Raw genomic sequence first — 20,355 nt, forward strand, 5'->3', positions numbered from 1 at the left:
TTCAGGTATGAACATCATTTATATGCTTTTGGCAATCAGCGTTTTTGTAGCTATCGTCTTTTTTGTGCTGTTTATTGTTTCGGTAAGAAAAGGACAATATGATGATACCTATACACCTTCCGTAAGAATGCTTTTTGAAGATGAACTTGTAAAAGAAGGTGGTTCCATAAAAAGTGAAACTTCAAAAGAAAAAATAACCAATTCAAAAAAATAATTCCATTAATTCTATGCAAACAGAACAGTTTTACTACGACAACCAGATTGTCAAAAAATTCATCAATGCGACCATTTTTTGGGGACTCATCGGGATGAGTGTTGGCTTATTTCTGGCTTTTTTGTTTTTGTTCCCTAATATGACAGAAGGTATTTCCTGGCTAAGTTTTGGTCGTTTGAGACCGTTGCACACCAACGCCGTTATTTTTGCTTTTGTTGGGAACGCAATCTTCGCAGGAGTTTATTATTCTTCCCAACGGTTGCTGAAGGCACGTATGTGGAGTGACTTTTTAAGTAATTTAAACTTCTGGGGTTGGCAAGCCATTATTGTTGGTGCTGCCATTACGTTGCCCTTGGGTTATACCACATCAAAGGAATATGCTGAGCTAGAGTGGCCTTTTGACGTTGCCATTGCAGTAATCTGGGTAGCTTTTGGTGTAAACTTGATTATGACAATGGTGAAAAGACGCCAACGCCATCTTTATGTTGCGCTTTGGTTCTACTTGGGAACTTGGGTGACCGTAGCCGTTTTGCATATTGTGAACAGTATGGCCATTCCCGTAACTGCTTTAAAAAGTTATTCAATGTATGCCGGTGTACAGGATGCGTTGGTGCAATGGTGGTATGGGCATAATGCGGTAGCGTTTTTCCTTACAACTCCTTTCCTAGGGTTGATGTATTATTTTGTACCGAAAGCTGCAAACAGACCGGTATATTCCTACCGACTTTCTATCGTTCACTTTTGGTCTTTGATCTTTATTTATATCTGGGCAGGTCCGCACCACTTGTTGTACACCGCGCTTCCGGAATGGGCGCAGAACTTGGGCGTTGCCTTTTCGGTAATGCTTTTGGCTCCGTCTTGGGGTGGTATGATAAACGGTCTTTTGACGCTTCGTGGCGCTTGGGACAAAGTACGTGTTGATCCAGTTTTGAAATTTATGGTTGTGGCTATTACCGGCTACGGGATGGCAACTTTTGAAGGCCCAATGCTTTCGCTCAAAAACGTAAATGCAATTGCCCACTTTAGTGATTGGATTATTGCGCACGTACACGTTGGAGCACTTGCTTGGAATGGATTCCTGACTTTTGGTATGGTCTATTGGTTGGTTCCAAGGCTTTTTAAGACAAAATTATACTCCATTAAACTGGCAAACGCACATTTCTGGATCGGTACTTTGGGTATCATAATGTATGCGCTACCAATGTATGTTGCAGGATTTATGCAATCTTCTATGTGGAATCAGTTTGATCCCGATGGAACACTTAAATATCCAAACTTCCTTGAAACGGTAACCCAAATCATGCCATTTTACTGGATGCGCGCCATTGGGGGAACACTTTATATAACAGGTGCATTTATTCTGCTTTATAATATTGTAATGACAGCCAGAAAAGGCAGCAAAGTTACGGACGAACTTGCCGAAGCGGCTCCGTTAACTCCAGTAACCAAAAAACAAACCGCTGGCGAAGGATGGCACACTTGGTTAGAGCGTCGTCCGGTTAAATTAACGATTTACGCAACTATTGCCATTTTGATTGGAGGTGCCGTACAGATTATTCCTTCGCTGATGGTGGATGATTACGTGCCGAAAATTTCCAGCGTGAAACCTTATACACCTTTGGAATTGGAAGGTCGCGATATATATATACGCGAAGGTTGTGTGAACTGTCACTCTCAGATGATTCGCCCATTTAGGAGCGAGGTGGAGCGTTATGGCGAATATTCAAAATCTGGAGAATATGTATATGACCACCCATTCCTTTGGGGAAGTAAACGTACAGGACCCGATCTGCACCGCGTGGGTGGAAAGTATTCAGACACTTGGCACTTAAACCACATGTACGATCCGCAAGCCATATCTTCTGGTTCTATAATGCCGCGCTATAATTGGTTGATAACTTCCGAATTGGATAAATCTGACACAGAAGCAAAAATGCGGGCTATGGTTTCTTTGGGCGTGCCTTATACTGAAGAAGAAATTGCAAATGCCCAAACATTGATGGATGAGCAGGGCGAAAAAATAGAAAAGAACCTTTACGGAGATCCGGATTTTGCGAAAACGTATGAAGCCGATAAAAAATATGCACAAGAAAACGGTGAAGAATTCATAGACATGAAAAACCGTGAAATTGTTGCATTGATTGCTTATTTGCAGCGTTTGGGAACTGATATTAAAGTAGAATCCAACGAAGATGCTTCGGCCAAAAACGAATAGCCATGTTGAAATTTGTAAAAGGAAACCTCGAAAACATAGATAATGTTCAAATATATCCAATGATTTCACTTTTAATATTCTTCGTCTTCTTTGTGGTGCTTTTTTATTGGGTAATCACTGCCAAAAAAGACCATATTACAGAAGTGAGCAATATTCCATTGGAAAATGATACTAACAACCAAAACGACGAATTGTTATGAAAACCACAGCCTCATATTTAAGAGTCATCGGCTTTATGATCCTTGCTTTTTTTCTACTGGAAATCACGGTTGATTCGGGTGAAGAATGGGCAATATTGAAATATCCAATTATTTGGGCAGTGTTGGGAATGGTGTTTTTTTTCGCCATTGCTATGGAAATTATTGCAGCAGCATTGCAGCGCATTCTTTATAATGGCCTTAGTGAAGAAGCCAAGTCACGTTATGTAGCTGCCGAAACATTGCGCGAACAAAAGCGTTTTGGGTGGTTTAAAAGAAAATATACCGAAATGCTCGGCGCCAAGCCTATTGAAAGCGAACAGGAAATTGTTTTGGACCATAATTATGATGGTATTCGCGAGTTGGACAACAAACTTCCGCCTTGGTGGACGTCTCTTTTCTACATTACAATTGTTTTCGCGGTTGTGTATTTTGTGTATTATGAAGTGTTTGACGGTCCAACCCAAATAGACGAATACGAAACTGAAGTAGCAATTGCAGATAAGGAAATAGCAGAGTTTAAGAAAAACAACAAAGATTTAATTGACGCAGAAACGGTAGAATTATTGACGGAACCATCCGATCTTGCTGCTGGAAAAGCGGTCTTTACTGCAAACTGCGTAGCCTGTCATAAAGATGATGGCGGTGGGGGGATAGGCCCAAACCTTACGGATGATTATTGGATTTTGGGTGGTGGCATCAAAAATGTTTTCCATACCATTAGCGAAGGTGGCCGTGCCGGAAAAGGAATGATTCCTTGGAAAACAGATCTTAAGCCGAGTGAAATAGCGCAGGTAGCTAGTTATGTTTTAAGCCTTCACGGTACCAAACCCGCTGAGCCAAAAGCTCCCGAAGGTGAAATATGGGTTGACGCAAATGCTCCCGTTGACAATTTACAAGTTAAACAAATTGATTCAACTCAAGCAGAAGCGAACAATGATACTGTTTCAGACGGTATAGAATTAGATAAATAGAACGCCTCAAAATATAAAAAACAAAGTTGGATACTCCAGAAAACGAAAGGTTCCGCGACACGCTCGGAACAATGACAGAAGAAGGTAAAAGGGCTTGGGTATATCCCAAAAAGCCTTCGGGCAAACTTTATCAATACAGAAAATATGTAAGTTATTTTCTGCTCGCTTTTTTGTTTGCTGCACCTTTTGTGAAAATTAACGGCAACCAGTTTCTACTGTTTAATTTGCTAGAGCGCCGTTTCAATATTTTTGGGTTTCCTTTTTGGCCACAGGATTTTTATCTTTTCGTGATAATGATGATTATCGGCGTGGTCTTCATCATTTTTTTTACTGCCGCTTTCGGAAGAATTTTTTGTGGATGGATATGTCCACAAACTATTTTTATGGAAATGGTTTTTCGAAGAATAGAATATTGGATTGATGGAGACCGAGGCGCCCAAATTCGTTTGGACAAACAGGCCTGGAATGCTGAAAAAATCAGAAAACGTGTTTTAAAATGGACTATATTCTTTATCATTTCATTTTTGATCGCCAATATATTTCTGGCCTATTTTATAGGTAGTGATAGGCTGATACAGTATGTTTTTGAAGGGCCTTTAGATCACATAAGTACGCTAATTTCATTGATTATTTTTACTGCGGTATTCTACTTCATCTTTGCGTGGTTTCGCGAGCAGGTTTGTATCATAGCTTGCCCATACGGTAGATTGCAAAGCGTTTTGCTTGATACTAAATCCATTGTTGTGGCCTATGATCATAAACGTGGCGAAAAAGAAGCGGGCCGTGCAAAATTCAAGAAAAATGAAGACCGTGAGGCTTCCGGAAAAGGAGACTGTATAGATTGTTTTCAATGTGTAAATGTTTGCCCAACAGGCATCGATATCAGAAATGGAACACAGTTGGAATGTGTTAACTGCACAGCCTGTATTGACGAGTGTGATAGTATAATGGAAGCCGTAAATCTTCCGAAGGGATTGATTCGTTATGCCAGCGAAGAGAATATAGAAAAAAAGGTTCCATTTAAATTTACACCGCGATTAAAAGGTTACGTAGCCGTTTTGGTTATTTTGATTGGCGTGCTTACGGGAATGCTATTTTTAAGAAGTGATGTGGAAGCAAATATTCTGCGCCTTCCCGGCCAGCTTTATGAGCACAAGGCAGACAATATTATCAGCAATGTTTTCACCTATAAATTGTTGAACAAGACAACCCGGAATGTAGAAAAAATTCACTTTAAGCTGAAATCTCCCAAAGGAACCATACATACAGTAAAACAAGGAGAAATTACCGTTCCTGCCCAAGATTTGGCAGAAGGAACGCTCTTTATTGAAATTAACAATTCAGCTCTAAGCGGCGATAAAAACCGCGCAGTAATTGAGGTTTACAGCGGTGACGATTTAATTGAAACCACAAGCGTTACATTTTTGGGGCCGCGGAGTTATAAATAAGTCAAAAAAAGTTATGAAAATAAATTGGGGTACTGGATTGGTGATTGGGATGGCGCTATTTATATCGTTTATATTGTATTTCGTTATAAAAATAAGCACCGACAAAAAGTATGATTATGATTTGGTGACCGAACAATATTATCAAAAGGAAATGGTCTTTCAAAAAGAATTTGATGCCGAAGAAAACTCAAATTCGCTAGAAACTAATATTTCTGGTGAAAAGACTGCAGAAGGTTGGATGCTAACCTTTCCGAAGAATATTGATTACACAAAAATAGAAGGCACCGTGTTCCTTTACAGGCCGTCCAATAAACAACTGGATTTTCAACTTCCGCTGAAGCTTTCAAGTCCAAATTTGCTCATACCTGACAAACGTTTGGTGGCCGGCCGTTGGAACACGATCGTGCAGTGGAGTTATGAAGGAGAGGATTATTTGTATAAAAAGGAAATAGTTTATTGAGTCGATGAGTTGAGAAGTTTATGAGTTGAGAAGTTTATGAGTTGAGAAGTTTAAAAGTTTAGGTTTCATTCAAATTTTGAAATTTTATTAAATTAACACTTAACACTTAACACTTAACACTTAACACTTAACACTTAACACTTAACACTGTAACCTGTAACCTGCAACCTGCAACCTGAAACCTGAAACCTGAAACCTGAAACAAAAAAATGCTATACACCGCACTTATATTCGGACTATTAGGAAGTTTCCACTGCGTGGGAATGTGCGGCCCCATTGCATTTTTGTTGCCGGTTGATAGAAACAACAACTTTAAAAAACTGGGGCAGATATTTCTATATCACTTCGGAAGAATTTTTGCTTATAGCATCCTCGGATTGGTGTTTGGACTGCTTGGCAAAAGTTTGAACCTGTTTGGCTTTCAGCAGCAACTTTCAATAATTATAGGGGTTTTGATGCTTTTGGTAATTTTTCTTCCGCAGAAAACCTTCAATAAATACAATTTTTCAAAACCGATTTATAAAATTATTTCAAAAGTGAAATCGGCTTTGGGAAAGGAACTGAAAAAGAAAACCCCAGACACTTTTTTAACAATAGGCTTTTTAAACGGATTTCTTCCGTGCGGCCTGGTTTATATGGCTGTGTTTGGTGCAATTGCTTCTGGAAATGCGTTGCAGGGAAGTTTATATATGGCGCTTTTCGGCATTGGTACCATTCCGTTAATGACTTCAGCAATTTACCTCGGAAATTTTTTAAACGGACAAGTACGTCAACGCATCCGCCGGGCGATTCCTGTTTTTGTTGTGATTATCGGCTGTCTTTTTATTGTGCGCGGATTAGGATTGGGAATTCCCTATGTTTCACCCAAGCCAATGACGGAAACTATTGATGCCAATTACAATTGCCACGAGATGGCTTCAGAAAATATAACAAATAACCATTAAAATATTTAGACTATGACAAATTCAATCTTGCCACTAGCCAATTGGGGAATGGGAACCGGAATTATTATCTTTTTTGCAATTTTGTGTATTGTGATGACCGCCCTCGTGCTCAGTTTTGTATTTGGCGGAAAAAAGAAAGGTGATGACGAAGCTACTTCTTCAGAAGAATAGATGCTCTACCAAAGAAATATACTTTAGACTTTAGTATTATTTTCTAAACCTTATCCTTTGTTTACTTAGCTAAATCAATGATGGCCTGAACCGTTTCTTTATTGTCCACACCAAGGCCTTCCTGTTGATGAACCATTTCACCATTTTGGTCAAAAACACTAATGATGTTTGAGTGAGAGAAATCCATCGGTGAAATTTCTTTATAATTAACGGCCAGAACAGCGGCAAATTCGCGGGTATCTCCTTCTGTGCCTCTTAGAAAAAGCCATTTTTCATTGTCCATTTCGTTTTCTTTAGCGAAAGCTTTTAGCCTTTCCGGAGTATCGGTTTCTGGATCAATGCTTACAAAAACATATTGTACATCATCCTTTTTTTCATCGGGAACTTGCTTTTCAATATTGCGCATATCGGCTACCAAACGTGGACAGGCAGCTTTGCAGGTGGTATAAATCATAACCATAACCACCACTTTTCCTTGCAGGTCTTTCAATTCAATCTCTTCGCCATTTTGTGAAGTCCAGTGGGAGGGAAGGTTGTAAATTGACATTTCGGGAATTTCATCGCCGTTAACTTTTTTTTCTTTTTTAACTCCAGCCGCATCTATATTTTTTTCTGAAGTATTATTACAGGAAAACAAGGCTGTTAAAGCAATTATCAATGCTAAATATTTGAAATTTTTCATTTTGTGTAATTTTTTAATTTTCAACATCCTTCGCACAACGGAAACCTAAATTTTGGGAAGAATAACGGGCTTTCATGCTTCCTCTGAAGGCATAGCGCATAAAGGCAGCATAATTCATCAAATCTGAAGCTCCTATTGCTGCACTGCCGCAGAAGAGGTTTGAATCTTTATCAACGTCTTTTCTGGATTCCCCAGATATTAATACAGAATTAAAATCTAAAGTCCATTCCCAAACCAGACCGTGGAGGTCATAGATTCCCCAATAATTTTTAAAAGTTTCTCCAATGGGGTTATTGAAGGTTTTTGGGGTTTCGTACCAATTAAGAATATATTGGTTGTAGGCTTCAACTGTTCTTGCATCAGGTACATTTTCATTTGCCATAGCTGTAAATTCCCATTCATCAATAGTTGGAAGCCGCTGGCCTTGGCACTCGCAATATTTTTTTGCCGCAAACCAGGAAACATTTGTTACGGGTGCGTTTGGAAGTCCTTTAAAGGTTTCATCATCCTTCCAATTTGTTAAATAACTTTTATCAGCAAATAAAGGTTTGACATTACTTTTTTTCCACTGCGGATATTCTTCTACAAACTTTAAATAATCTGCATTGGTTACAGGATATATATCCATTAAAAACGGTTCAACTTTAACAGTTTTATTTTCTGCGCCGTAAAGCGGTAAATAAACACCGCCTTTTACTAAAACCATTTTATTATTTTGTGCTGTTAACTCACAAAAAAATGAAAGGGTCAAGAAAAGGGCGGTGCAATATAATTTCAATTTAAACAATGTTATTATTTGTTTCTAACGGCTTGAACCATTTCTGGAGTAACTTCTTTTTTAGAGTTGCCCCAACTGTTATAAATGTAAGTAAGTACGTTAGTAACTTCTTCATCACTAAGTGCCTGAGCGGTCATTACACTGTTGTATTTTTTACCGTTAACCGTTATTTCACCAGTTTTTCCGTGCAATACAATATCAATGGCACGATTCACATCAGCATTTAAATAGTCAGATTTTGCCAAAGGAGGAAAAGCGCCTTCAATTCCCTGTCCATTAGCTTGGTGACAGGCAACGCAAGTAGCCATATATTTGTCTTTACCGAAAGCCATTCTTTCTTCAATACTTAATGCTTTCACTTCTTCTTTTTCAGTTTTAGCCCCACCTGTAGGCATAGATTGGATTGCACCACCTTCTGGTAGGTAGATGCCATCACGAATTTCCCCAGAATAAATTGCTTTGTTTTCTTCACCTTCTACTTTTAGCATTGCCAAAGCACCTTTATTGAAGGCTCTAAAAATTGAGTGGTCAACAAGTATAAATGTTCCTGGAACATCCACACGAAATTCGACAATTGCGGCACCTCCAGCAGGTATCATAGTTGTTTGAACGTTTTCGTTAATCAGATCACCACCCTCAACATGAACTTTATCAAATATTTCTCCAATTACGTGAAAAGAAGAAACAAGCCCTGGTCCACCATTACCTACAAAGAGACGTATTTTTTCACCCACTTTTGCGGTGAGTGCATTATCGCCTGTCATTGCACCAACGTGACCATTAAAAACCACATAGTCTGGAGTTTCGTTTATGGCTTTCTGCATATCGAAAGCTTGCAGGCCACGTTCTCCGTATTTACCTTCAGTGTAAAAATCACCTTGCATGATATAATATTCTTTGTCAACTGGTTTCAAACCACCTTCAGGCTCCACCAAGATAAGGCCATACATTCCGTTAGCAATGTGCATCCCTACTGGTGCAGTGGCACAGTGGTAAACATAAAGTCCAGGGTTTAGCACTTTAAAAGAGAATACTTTTTCATGGCCAGGAGCAACAAAAGAAGATTCCGCTCCACCGCCAGGACCATTTACTGCGTGAAGGTCAATGTTGTGTGGAAGTTTGTTGTCTGGGTGATTCTTTAGGTGAAATTCAACCTCGTCGCCCACGCGGGTACGTATAAAACTTCCTGGCACAGTTCCTCCAAATGTCCAATAAACATATTTTACACCGCCGGTCATTTCGCCTTCGCGTTCTTGAATCTCTAAGTCAACGATCAGTTTTTTCGCCATACGTTTTCCTACGGGAGTAGGTACGTATGGTGGCGAAGTAAGTTCCGCAATCATTTCCTGATTTACGGGAATATCTACCGTATCATTGTATTTTTTGTCTGATTGGTCATTAACACAGCCAGACAGAAATGCCACTGCGCCTATACCAAGCAACATTTTGGTAACTAAGTTTTTTTTGATAATTGATTTCATTTGGTTGGTTTTTAAAAGTTTATTCTATTTATTGTTTATTAATTTTCAGTGTCTGGTTTTTGCCAAGTGAATAAAACTGGATCAATAGTTAACATAATCCAAGCCCAGTTATTGGTGTTGCCGTCAAAATTATTTTTTATGATTTCAATACCTTCTTGCGCAAAAAATTGGGAATAGCCAGCTTGGAAACCCACATATTCACTCAATTTATACGAAGTTACTAAATCCAATTCAAATCCTAAATCTTTTGATACTTCGTCATTTATTTTAGCTGCAGCAAAAAATTGATGTAAAGCCAAATTGATATTTGATTTTTTACTGAAGGAATACTTCACATTTCCGTATAAATCTACTAATCCCACACCGTTAATATGGTTGCCTACGTAAAAATAATCCATAAATCCGTTAAACTTATGGTTAGTGCCGTAAAGTGGGTTGAAAGCTTTGTTTTTTCCATCGGCAGGTGCACCATAATCATTTCCGCTTTGCAATTCGCTACCTAAACCAATGTTTAGATTTTCGGTTGCGGAATAATTGGCTTCCAATGAAAGTAGATAGGCGCTTAAATCATTATCAGAAACATCTTTCCCAAGTTGATAATAAAGGTTTGATGAAAAATTGAATTTATTCACATTTGCTTTTAAATGAACTCCTGCAGTTTGACTATAACGTGTTTTATTTTTAGTTTCGTCAGTTTCATCAATGTATTGAAGACCGTTATTCAAAAACAAAAAGCTTGCAGATAATTTTTCCCAATCTTTGTGAAGCCACACATATTGAAGGCTTTTGTAGGTATTGGTGGTTAGTATGTTTCCTGTAAGAGCTTCTTCATCTTGATTATATGCAGCTCCAAAATGAAGCTTCATAAAAGCAGGTTCATACTTTATAACAGCGGCATCGTGGCTTCTTCCTTGCTGCGCCCAGCCTACATTTCCGAAGAAACGTTGATCGTCATAAATAATTTCCTGACGACCAATTTTTAAGGAGAGGTCTTTAACTAATAAAACATCAGCCCAGGCTTGGTGCAATGAAAACCCGTTTTCATCTGCTGTGTTAAGTTGTGGCACATCACCCCAAACCCTTACATCTTGTGGGCTTAAATAGAAATGAAGCTTTTCAGTTTTATATCCAAAGTTAAGTCTGGTGCGTTGTGAAACAAATGCGGCAGGATCTGTATTATCTGGAAAAAGCGTTTTGTATCCGTGGCGAAATTCAAAACGCGGACGGAGTTCTGCATCAACAGTAAATTGTGAATAGGTCTGCGTTATGCTAAAAAATAGAATTATGAATAAAATCTTTTTTGATAACTTCATTTAAGTTGATTTTAATTTCTGATGCAAATGTCATAATATATTCTAATTGAAAATATGACTAATATCAGTAGTCTAAAAAATCTTAGTATAGATTTTAAATCGTCATTGAGAAAAGTTGTGTTTCTGGCTTGCTTCGTTGTAAAAGCACATCAAAAGCCATACAAACATTACGAACAAAAGGACGGCCCTTTTCTGTAATTTGAAGTTTGGTAGAGTGGATTTTAATTAGACCATCATCTTCCATTTCTTTGAGTTTAAGAAGTGCTTCTGGCAATTCTTTAAATTGGAGTGATACATCTTCCCAGGAAGTTTCCAAACGGCACATCATATTCAAAATATGCTTGCGGATGATGAGGTCTTCTTCTTTGAGCATATGGCCTCTATAAACTGGAAGAATTCCCTGCTCAACCAGATCTTGATATTCCTCCACATTTTTTACGTTTTGACCAAAGCTATACCAACTGTCGCCAATAGCTGAAACACCAAGCCCCAGCATTAATTGTGTTTTGCTTTCAGTATAGCCCATAAAATTGCGGTGCAGTTTTTTGTCTTCCACAGCTTTGTAAAGACTATCGGTTTTAAGGGCGAAGTGGTCCATCCCGATTTCAATATAGCCTGCTCCTTCCAGCATTTTTTTTCCGGTTTCATACATTTCTCGCTTTTCTGCGGCGCTTGGCAAATCTTCCTCTTTAAAACCACGTTGGCCATTGCCTTTTATCCACGGCACATGTGCATAACTATAAAAAGCAATGCGGTCTGGCATCAATTCTTTCGTTTTTTCTATAGAATAAATTACGTGTTCTTTTTTCTGAAAAGGGAGTCCGAAAATAATATCGTGGCCAACGGAAGTATAGCCAATTTCGCGTGCACTTTCAGTAACCCGCTTCACGTTCACAAAGGGTTGCAACCTGTGAATCGCAACTTGAACTGTTGGGTTGTAATCCTGAACACCATAGCTAACCCGTGTAAAACCACAATCAAAAAGCGTTTGTAGATGTTCACCTTTGGTGTTGTTGGGATGCCCTTCAAAGCTGAAAGAAGGATTTTTAGCCATCGTGGCGTCATGAAAAATCCCTTTTAAAAGCAATCGTAAATTTTCGGCTGAAAAAAAAGTTGGTGTGCCTCCGCCCAGGTGCAATTCTTTTATAATGGGGCGCTCAGGCAACATTTCTATATAAAGGCGCCATTCTTTTAAAACAGATTCCAAATAGGGAGTTTCAACACCGTGATTCTTTGTTATACGTTTATTACAACCACAAAAGGTGCAGAGACTTTCGCAAAACGGAAGGTGAATGTATAGACTTATTCCTTCAGTAGAATTACTTTCTGAGAAACTTTGGATGACGTTTTTTTTCCATTCGCTTAGTGAAAAATCTTCATTACTCCAATATGGAACTGTTGGATAACTTGTATATCGTGGACCAGGAACGTTGTACTTTGAAACTAAACTGTTTTGCATGGGGTATTTTTTTCATTGTCAAAATTATAGCTGCTCTGTAAGTTATAAAATGATAATTATCAGTCAAAAAAAACTGAATTCAATGAAGGTTTTTATATTTAAATTTCATTATCTCAACAAATACTGCATTCAAAATGTCTTTTAGAGGATTTTTTGAATTTAAGGAACGAGCATTTAGTATTTTTGTGCCTTTCAAGTAAACTAAAATAATTATAAGTTATATGACAACGTTTTTTGAGACATATAAGTCAGATATTATTTATGCGTTAATTATTTTATTTTCAGTAATTGTATTGCGTTTTCTCACCAATGTGATCCATAAACATTTATTGAAAAAAAGGCAAAGGAAACATCCTAATGTAAGACCAAAAGCCATTACTTGGATTAAACGGATACTAAATGCACTTTGGCTTGTTTTAGGGTTTATATTAGTGAGCTCTCTTTTTGTGTATGAAGAAAAGTACGCCGCGCTTCAACACAATTTTAAATTGATTCTCTATTTGGGAATCGTGTCTATTGCGACTATTGTTGGTGCCGCCTCCACGAATATGTGGTTCGGCATGAGTATTAAAAGAAAGATTGAAAATCTTGAAGACCCCACTAGTTTTAAGTTTTTACGGTACGTTGCTATTATTGGAATATACACTGTAGGTATTCTCTTTGCTTTGTTAGCATTTCCTTCTTTAAAAGGAATAGCAAACACTGCTCTTGGCGGGGCGGGCGTCATTGCTTTGATTGCTGGGGTTGCCTCACAAGAAGCACTGTCAAATTTAGTGGGAGGCGTTTTTATTATCTCATTTAAACCTTTCAGAATTGGCGATGTTATAAAAGTTACTGACAACATGGTGGGCACGGTAACAGACATAACCCTAAGGCACACCGTAATCCGCAATTTTGAAAACAAAATGATTGTCATTCCCAACGCAATCATCAATAAAGAAAAACTTGTAAATTATGATTTGGGTGAATTAAAGATTTGTGAGCGCATAGAAATAGGAATTTCCTATGACAGTGATATTGATTTGGCAAAAAGAATAATGCAAGAAGAATGTGAAAAGCATCCTTTAATTTTAGACAACCGTTCAGCGAATGAAATTTTGGACGGAAAACCAATAGTTCGGACAGCGCTTATTTCATTAAATGATTCTTCTGTAACTGTCCGCGCTTGGGCTTGGGCCCGTAATTATTCCGACTCCTTTGATATGCGTTGTGATTTATTTGAAAGCATAAAAAAGCGTTTTGATAGCGAAGGGATTGAGATTCCATTTCCTTACCGCACTATTGTAATGAAAAAGGATAAAGAAAGTGAAGTGAAGCAAAACAATAAAAAGGAAACATTTAAAAAAGAAAAGGATCAAAATGAAAGAAATAGCCAATAGGAATGAAACACTTGTAAAGGTATTGTTTATACTTTGTATGGTGTTATGTATTTTAGGCTACGTTAGCAGTCCCGTGGCTTTGGTGGGCGGATTCCTTTTTTCATATTTTTTAGGGCATCCATTTTTAACACTTAATAGTAAAGCCGTAAACTGGCTTCTGAAAATTGCGGTAGTTGGTCTGGGTTTTGGCATGAACTTAAAAGAAACATTGGCTGCCGGAAAAGAAGGATTTATACTTACCGTTTTTTCAATTTCCGCAACCTTGATTATTGGTTATTTCTTAGGAAAGCTTTTAAAGATGAATAGGAAGGGTAGTCACCTTATCAGTTCCGGAACAGCTATTTGTGGTGGTAGTGCCATTGCTGCTGTTGCGCCTGTTATTGATGCTTCGGAAAAAGATATTTCAATTTCCTTGGGTGTAATCTTTTTGTTGAATTCTATCGCTTTAATTATTTTTCCACCTCTTGGGCATTTGTTAGGGCTGAGCCAGCACGAGTTTGGCCTTTGGTGTGCCATCGCAATTCACGACACCAGTTCAGTTGTTGGGGCGGCCTATACTTTTGGGGAAGAAGCGCTGAAAGTTGCAACTACGGTAAAATTGGCGAGAGCACTTTGGATTATTCCACTTTCATTATTGTCTGTATTTCTTTTTAAAGGAAAAGGGAAAAGCGTAAAAATACCTTATTTTATTTTTCTATTTATTTTGGCAATCGTTCTAAACAGCTACGTGGCCATTCCTGAAGTTATCACATTAAGCATTACCAGTATTTCAAAATCACTTTTAGTACTTACCTTGTTTTTAATAGGCGCAGGGCTTTCCATAGATAAAATAAAGTCTGCTGGTTGGAAACCGATGATTCTTGGCGTTTCACTTTGGGCTTTTATCTCCATAAGCGCGTTGCTGGCTATCATTTTATTATAAAGAGCTTCGTCATATTTTAAAAAGGCATCCAAAAATTTTCTTTTTACTTAAGTTGGGTCGACAACATTTACCTGTATTGAATTAAATATCAATTTTGTTAAAGATATAATACGCTAAGGATAAATAATTTTCCATTTGATGTATTTTGAAATCCTTCAGTATCTCAAGGCAAAAGCATTTAAATGACTCTAAGATTCAAAGACAATTATTAAGAATTAAGTTTTCTTTAGTTCTTCACTTTAATATTTCTTTAGATTTCCCCGCTACTTTTACCTCATATAAATAAATAATCAGGGCATATAGGCACAATTACTTTTTAGGTTACAGTCATCGTTTATTTGAATTAGCCACATTTAAGGGTAACGTACCTAAGTGTAAGCCCTGATAGGGAAGTTGGATTAATATTCGGTTTCGCACTACTTCTTCCCTGGTCAGGCACTATTGTCTTCAATAAGATTTCAATTTTTTTTTATCGTAGATTTAAAGAAGAAAATGAGCAAATTAATAATGAAAAACACGCTGCTTACTCTTGTCTTTTTGTTTTTGGTATTACAAGTTTCAGCCCAAGATATTAGAGAACTTGATTATTATTTGAATCAAGCAAAAAGCAATACTCCGGCCTTGCTCGAAAATAGAAATCTTGAGCAAATAGGTGAACTTCAAAATAAGTTGATAATTGCCCAAAATAAGGCTTTTCAAATTAATGCAACTTCAGAAATTTTGGTAGCTCCTTATTTTGACAATAACGGCAAGCCAATAGACATAACCACAACGCCTTCACCCAATGCTTTTGGTTATGATGTTGGTGTAACTAACGGCGGTTTGTATTCTGCCCAATTGAATGTTACCAAAAACCTTTTTAACCAATCGGCAATCGATAATTTATTGTTTCAGAATAAAATAAATAATGAAGCAATTTCACTTTCCTCTGAAGAGATTTCACATAATCTGATAAAGAACATTACTGATATTTATATTACAACTTACCAACTTCAACTACAAGAAGAATTTACCAAGGAGATTTTAAGTGATTTGGAGAATAGGTTGCAAGTTGTTGAACTATTGGTAAAACGTGCAGTTTTAATGGAAAGTGACTATTTGCTGCTTCAACTTGACATTGAGGGCAAAAAGCTGGAATTGAAACAAATTCAGAATAATTATAAAACCTCTATAGCCCAATTATATAGTTTGTGCGGTATTCCTTTGGAAACTGTTGATAAAATTGCGCAGCCATATATTTTTTTCATAGATGCTCCTGCTGAATTTTTTTACAACAAAAAATTTGAAAATGATAGTTTAAAGGTGGCTGCGGACCAGCAAGTGTTTAACAATCAGTACAAGCCCCAAGTGTCTGTTTATGCAAACACAGGATTGAACGCGGTGGAATTGCAGAATATTGAACATAGAATAGGGGCAAGCGCCGGCCTGCGTTTGACTATTCCTATATATGACGGCAAACAGCGAAAGTATAATGAATTGCAGAACAATTTGAAAAAGGAGAGTCTTGAGCACTATCGTGAAAATTCTAAAATACAACTGAAAAACATGCTTGAAAGCATCAAACAGCAAACGGTAGGTCTTGAGGAGAATATGCAATTGTTGGAGAAACAGTTACAAAAACAGAAAAATATACTTGAAATTTATAAAGGAAAATTGGTGCAGGGGCAGGTATCTATTGTTGACTATCTAAATGTAATCCAAAATTACAAACAGAATGTTTATGCCAAATTGCAAATGCAGACCAATCACTGGTTGTTGCAGAGCCAATATAATTTTATTAACTGGTAACTATGGTTTTAAAATACATCAAAAATATTACAATCATTCTGTTGTTGTTAAACGCAGCGGCTTGCAAGAAAACTGCAGAAACAACTACAACAAAAAAAGCTGCGATTGCAGTGAGCGTAGTAAAAGTTCAGCAAAATGACATCAAGGAATATTTAACTTTTAACGGGGTTACTCAATATCAAAAGAAGGAGAATATACGCTCAAATGTTACTGGATATATTTCATACATGCCCTTTAAAATTGGAGATCATATAGGCTTAGGGCAGACCTTTGCATCACTGCGAACCAAAGAACAGGACGCACTGAAAGAAGCTGTAAAAATTGATAGTTCATTGGCAAAATTTATTGGCCCAATCCGAATTTCAAGTAATGCTACTGGTGTTATTACGGTACTTAACGTAACGCAAAATGATTATGTAGCCGAAGGAGATATATTAGCAACTATTGTACAGCCTAAAAGTTTAGTGGTACAAGTAAATGTTCCTTATGAATATGAAGGAGCTGTAAAAATAGGTTCTGTCTGTGAAATTGTTTTGCAGAACGGGGAAACACTCACCGCAAAAATTACGGGAACCTTGCCAACAATAGACCCAGCGGCACAATCGCAGGTTTTTTTGATAGCACTGCCAGATGAATCGCTTCCTGAAAATTTGAACGTTCAAGTAAAGACTATTTACAAAGAAGCTGTTCAAGCAGTCACAGTTCCCAAAAAAGCGCTTCAAACAAATGAACTTTTGACCGATTATTGGGTGATGAAAGTATTGAATGATTCATTGGCGATAAAGGAAGCTGTTATACCAATGTTAGAAAATGATTCCTTAATACAGATTTCCTCAAAAGGTATAAAAACAGGCGATACCATAATATTGGAAGGTGCATACCAAATGCAGGATTCAACAATTGTAAGCATTCACAACTAATGAAAAAACTGCATACAAATTATAAATTTCCGCTACTTGCCATTGGGATTTTGATTCTAATTGGAGGGTTTTTCACCTATCAAAACCTTAAAACGGGATTGTTCCCAGACATTACTTTTCCTAAGATAAAAGTGATAGCCGATGCGGGCCAACAACCCGTTGACAAAATGATGGCCACGGTAACTATTCCGTTGGAAAACATCATTAGGCGCACCGAAGGCCTTCAATATATTAGAAGCACAACCTCTCGCGGTAGTTGTGAAATTTCGGTTTTTCTGGATTGGAATATGGACATAAATACCGCCAAGGCACAGATTGAATCTTTCATCAATCAATCGCAGGGCAATATTTTACCGAATACCGTTTTTTCAGTTGAAAAAATGAACCCATCCATACTGCCAGTTATGGGGTATTCCTTGGAAGGGGAAGGCCTTTCGCAAGTAGATTTAAAAAAAATAGCCAAATACCAAATCAAACCTTACTTGGCAGCGACATTGGGCGTTTCCGATATTGTTGTCATTGGCGGGAAGGATAAGGAATATCAGATTGTTTTAAAACCGGATGTGCTTAAATCGTTAGGTATTTCTATTGGGGCTATTCAGAATGCGGTGGTCAACTCCAATCTTTTGCAGTCCAACGGATATGTTACAGATTTTAACAGAATGTACCTTACGTTAACCGATAATGCGGTTGATGATTTGGGAGATCTACAAAACTTGGTTATTGTTAACAGTCCAAATAGATTAATCAAACTTCAGGACGTTGCCAGTATAGAAGTAAACGAAGCAAAGGAATACGTGAAAATTCTGGCCAATGGAAAAAACGTTCCCATAATAGCAGTGGTAAAACAGCCTAATGCCAATTTAATTGAAGTTAATAATAACATAGAGCAGAAAGTCGCTGAACTTTCAAAGACACTTCCTAAAGGAGTAGTTCTTAAGCCCTATTACAAACAAGCAGATTTTGTAAACACCAGTATTTCTAGTATTAAAGATGTTTTGTGGATTGGACTGGTTTTAGCACTTTTAGTAGTGATTATTTTTCTTCGCTCCTTTTCAGCAAGTATGGTTGTTCTTTTTACCATTCCAGTTTCATTGTCTTTAACGCTTATCATTTTGGATGCTGTTGGCTATACATTCAATATAATGACGTTGGGAGCAGTAGCTGCGGCAATAGGTTTGATGATTGATGATGTGGTAATTATTATTGAACAGATTCATAAAATACGAGAGGAGCATCCTAAAGAAAATATTGGCTGGTGCGCCCAGGAGGCGATAACTCATTTATTTCCAGCCATGATAGGTTCCTCGTTAAGTACCTTGGTTATTTTCATCCCGTTTGTTTTAATGACGGGGGTTGCTGGAGCCTATTTTCAGGTGATGGCCTTTAGTATGATTATAGCTTTGTCTGCTTCCTTTTTTGTAACCTGGCTTTTAGTTCCCGTTTTGTCTATTCTTTTCACTAGTAATAAATCTATAGAACGAAAGCATACACCAAAAACAAAATGGATACACACCGTTTTGGGAAAACCCATTATAGGAATTGGTTTTTTAGTGATTTGTTTGTTGGTTTTGTTGATTGTTCCTTCCCGATTGCCATCGGGCTTTCTTCCGGAAATGGATGAAGGAAGTATTGTTCTGGACTATAATAGTCCCGCGGGGACAACCCTTGAGGAAACAGACAGAATGCTTCAAATTGTAAATGGAATTTTAGATACCCAGCCCGAGGTAGAGGCATATTCAGCGCGATTGGGAACGCAGATGGGCTTCTTTATTACCGAACCCAATAGTGGCGATTACTTAATAAAACTAAAAAACAAACGAAGTAAAACCACAACGGAAGTTTCAGATGAAATACGCCAACGCGTGGAAGAAGTTCTTCCGCAGTTAACGATAGATTTTGGGCAAGTAATAGGGGATATGTTGGGCGATTTAATGAGTTCCGTGCAGCCCATCGAGGTTAAGGTTTTTGGGGATGATGTTAACGTGCTTGAAGAACTTTCAAAAAAACTGGCGGTTGAAATAGAAACTGTTCCAGGCACAGCCGATGTAAACGATGGAATTATTGTTGCTGGCCCAGCGCTATCTATTATTCCAAACGTCCCTGTTTTGGCTCAGCTTGGCTTAACGGTTGCAGATTTTCAATTACAGTTGCAGACCCAAATTGAGGGGACGGTTGTAAGTTCTATGATTGATAAAGAACAGACCGTACCAATACGGCTTATTTATCCAAATGCGTATAAAAAATCTGTTGCCGATATTAAAAATGCGTCAATATTACTACCAAATGGCGCTAGTGTTCCTTTAGATAATGTAGCTACTATTCAAATGGAAAAAGGTGTCGCTGAAATAAATCGTGAAAACCAAAAGTCAATGGGGGTGATTACTGCCCGTTTGAACAATAGGGATTTGGGCTCTACGCTTAAAGATATTCAAAATCATATAACTAGCAATTTTTCGCTTCCAGCAGGTTATCACATCGAATATGGCGGTGCTTACCAGGAACAACAAAAAGCATTTAATGAACTGATGATGATTTTGATTTCAGCTATTTTATTGGTTTTTATTGTAATTCTTTTTCTCTTCAGAAGAATTAAAATTGCGTTTACCATTGTATTTATTGCAATTTTGGGAGTCGCGGGATGTCTGTTAAGCCTTTACCTAACGGGAACACCGCTAAATGTAGGCAGTTATACAGGAATCATAATGATTGTCGGGATTATTGGGGAGAATTCAATTTTTACATACCGTCAATACTTGGAAATAGACCAATCGCTTTCACATATTGAAAAAATTGAATATTCCATCGCTGCACGCTTGCGCCCCAAATTGATGACTGCTTTTGCGGCAATAATGGCATTAACGCCTCTTGCTTTGGGGATTGGTGCGGGAGCACAACTTCACCAACCGTTAGCCATTGCAGTAATTGGTGGGTTGGTGTTTGCATTGCCACTTTTGCTGGTTGTCCTTCCAACGATGCTTAAAATTATCAAGGAATAAGCGCATAACTA

At 37.8% G+C, this 20,355-nt stretch carries 18 protein-coding genes; 13 read left to right on the top strand and 5 right to left on the bottom strand.

What is annotated here, in order from left to right; all coding sequences use genetic code 11:
* Window positions 1-7 precede the first annotated feature (7 nt).
* From ccoS to Q2U82_RS11205, 8 genes are all read left to right on the top strand, one after another.
* On the top strand, window positions 8-214 hold the full coding sequence (ccoS, locus tag Q2U82_RS11170; protein WP_068762909.1) for a cbb3-type cytochrome oxidase assembly protein CcoS: 207 nt from the start codon (window positions 8-10) through the stop codon (window positions 212-214).
* A 13-nt stretch (window positions 215-227) separates the two neighbouring features.
* Window positions 228-2,429 (top strand): cytochrome-c oxidase, cbb3-type subunit I, encoded by a 2,202-nt coding sequence (gene ccoN / locus Q2U82_RS11175; protein WP_410004952.1) that lies wholly within the window; start codon window positions 228-230, stop codon window positions 2,427-2,429.
* 2 nt (window positions 2,430-2,431) lie between these two features.
* A complete protein-coding gene (locus tag Q2U82_RS11180) occupies window positions 2,432-2,629 on the top strand; it encodes a cytochrome C oxidase subunit IV (protein ID WP_068762907.1) in 198 nt (65 codons plus the stop codon).
* Window positions 2,626-3,600, top strand: coding sequence for a cbb3-type cytochrome c oxidase N-terminal domain-containing protein (locus Q2U82_RS11185; protein ID WP_410004953.1), 975 nt, complete (start codon window positions 2,626-2,628; stop codon window positions 3,598-3,600). The genes Q2U82_RS11180 and Q2U82_RS11185 overlap by 4 nt, the downstream gene beginning before the upstream one ends.
* A 26-nt stretch (window positions 3,601-3,626) precedes the next feature.
* Window positions 3,627-5,048, top strand: coding sequence for a cytochrome c oxidase accessory protein CcoG (gene ccoG, locus Q2U82_RS11190; RefSeq protein ID WP_410004954.1), 1,422 nt, complete (start codon window positions 3,627-3,629; stop codon window positions 5,046-5,048).
* A gap of 13 nt (window positions 5,049-5,061) precedes the next feature.
* Window positions 5,062-5,508, top strand: a complete 447-nt coding sequence (locus Q2U82_RS11195) for a FixH family protein (RefSeq protein ID WP_068762904.1) — start codon at window positions 5,062-5,064, stop codon at window positions 5,506-5,508.
* Between the two features lie 209 nt (window positions 5,509-5,717).
* Entirely contained in the window at window positions 5,718-6,452 is a 735-nt protein-coding gene (locus tag Q2U82_RS11200) for a sulfite exporter TauE/SafE family protein (RefSeq protein WP_410004955.1), read from the top strand.
* Between the two features lie 12 nt (window positions 6,453-6,464).
* Window positions 6,465-6,623, top strand: coding sequence for a hypothetical protein (locus Q2U82_RS11205; RefSeq protein ID WP_410004956.1), 159 nt, complete (start codon window positions 6,465-6,467; stop codon window positions 6,621-6,623).
* A 61-nt stretch (window positions 6,624-6,684) separates the two neighbouring features.
* On the opposite strand, the gene Q2U82_RS11210 is transcribed toward Q2U82_RS11205, so the two are convergent.
* The 5 genes from Q2U82_RS11210 to hemN all read right to left on the bottom strand — a co-directional run bounded on the left by Q2U82_RS11210 (window position 6,685) and on the right by hemN (window position 12,336).
* Window positions 6,685-7,305, bottom strand: a complete 621-nt coding sequence (locus Q2U82_RS11210; protein WP_410004957.1) for an SCO family protein — start codon at window positions 7,303-7,305, stop codon at window positions 6,685-6,687.
* Window positions 7,306-7,318: 13 nt separating this feature from the next.
* The gene (locus Q2U82_RS11215; RefSeq protein ID WP_410004958.1) at window positions 7,319-8,011 is read right to left on the bottom strand and encodes a formylglycine-generating enzyme family protein; all 693 of its coding nucleotides are present in this window, start codon (window positions 8,009-8,011) and stop codon (window positions 7,319-7,321) included.
* Window positions 8,012-8,097: 86 nt separating this feature from the next.
* Window positions 8,098-9,564 carry a copper-containing nitrite reductase gene (gene nirK / locus Q2U82_RS11220; RefSeq protein ID WP_410004959.1) on the bottom strand — a complete coding sequence of 489 codons (1,467 nt, stop codon included), beginning with the start codon at window positions 9,562-9,564 and terminating at the stop codon, window positions 8,098-8,100.
* A gap of 38 nt (window positions 9,565-9,602) precedes the next feature.
* Window positions 9,603-10,877: an alginate export family protein gene (locus tag Q2U82_RS11225; protein ID WP_410004960.1), complete on the bottom strand. Its 1,275-nt coding sequence runs from the start codon at window positions 10,875-10,877 to the stop codon at window positions 9,603-9,605.
* Window positions 10,878-10,971: 94 nt separating this feature from the next.
* The gene (gene hemN / locus Q2U82_RS11230) at window positions 10,972-12,336 is read right to left on the bottom strand and encodes an oxygen-independent coproporphyrinogen III oxidase (protein WP_410004961.1); all 1,365 of its coding nucleotides are present in this window, start codon (window positions 12,334-12,336) and stop codon (window positions 10,972-10,974) included.
* 221 nt (window positions 12,337-12,557) lie between these two features.
* Between hemN and Q2U82_RS11235 the strand changes: the two genes are divergently transcribed.
* The 5 genes from Q2U82_RS11235 (at window position 12,558) to Q2U82_RS11255 (ending at window position 20,344) form a co-directional block, all read left to right on the top strand.
* Complete coding sequence (locus Q2U82_RS11235; RefSeq protein WP_410004962.1) at window positions 12,558-13,715, top strand: mechanosensitive ion channel domain-containing protein; 1,158 nt, start codon at window positions 12,558-12,560, stop codon at window positions 13,713-13,715.
* Window positions 13,696-14,637, top strand: a complete 942-nt coding sequence (locus Q2U82_RS11240) for a YeiH family protein (RefSeq protein WP_410004963.1) — start codon at window positions 13,696-13,698, stop codon at window positions 14,635-14,637. The genes Q2U82_RS11235 and Q2U82_RS11240 overlap by 20 nt, the downstream gene beginning before the upstream one ends.
* A 492-nt stretch (window positions 14,638-15,129) precedes the next feature.
* Entirely contained in the window at window positions 15,130-16,425 is a 1,296-nt protein-coding gene (locus Q2U82_RS11245; RefSeq protein ID WP_410004964.1) for a TolC family protein, read from the top strand.
* Window positions 16,426-16,427: 2 nt separating this feature from the next.
* Window positions 16,428-17,345, top strand: a complete 918-nt coding sequence (locus Q2U82_RS11250) for an efflux RND transporter periplasmic adaptor subunit (RefSeq protein ID WP_410004965.1) — start codon at window positions 16,428-16,430, stop codon at window positions 17,343-17,345.
* Entirely contained in the window at window positions 17,345-20,344 is a 3,000-nt protein-coding gene (locus tag Q2U82_RS11255) for an efflux RND transporter permease subunit (RefSeq protein ID WP_410004966.1), read from the top strand. Before Q2U82_RS11250 ends, Q2U82_RS11255 begins: the two co-directional genes overlap by 1 nt.
* Window positions 20,345-20,355: the final 11 nt, after the last annotated feature.

It is taken from the genome of Aequorivita nionensis, assembly GCF_046352995.1.
Classification (GTDB): domain Bacteria; phylum Bacteroidota; class Bacteroidia; order Flavobacteriales; family Flavobacteriaceae; genus Aequorivita; species Aequorivita nionensis.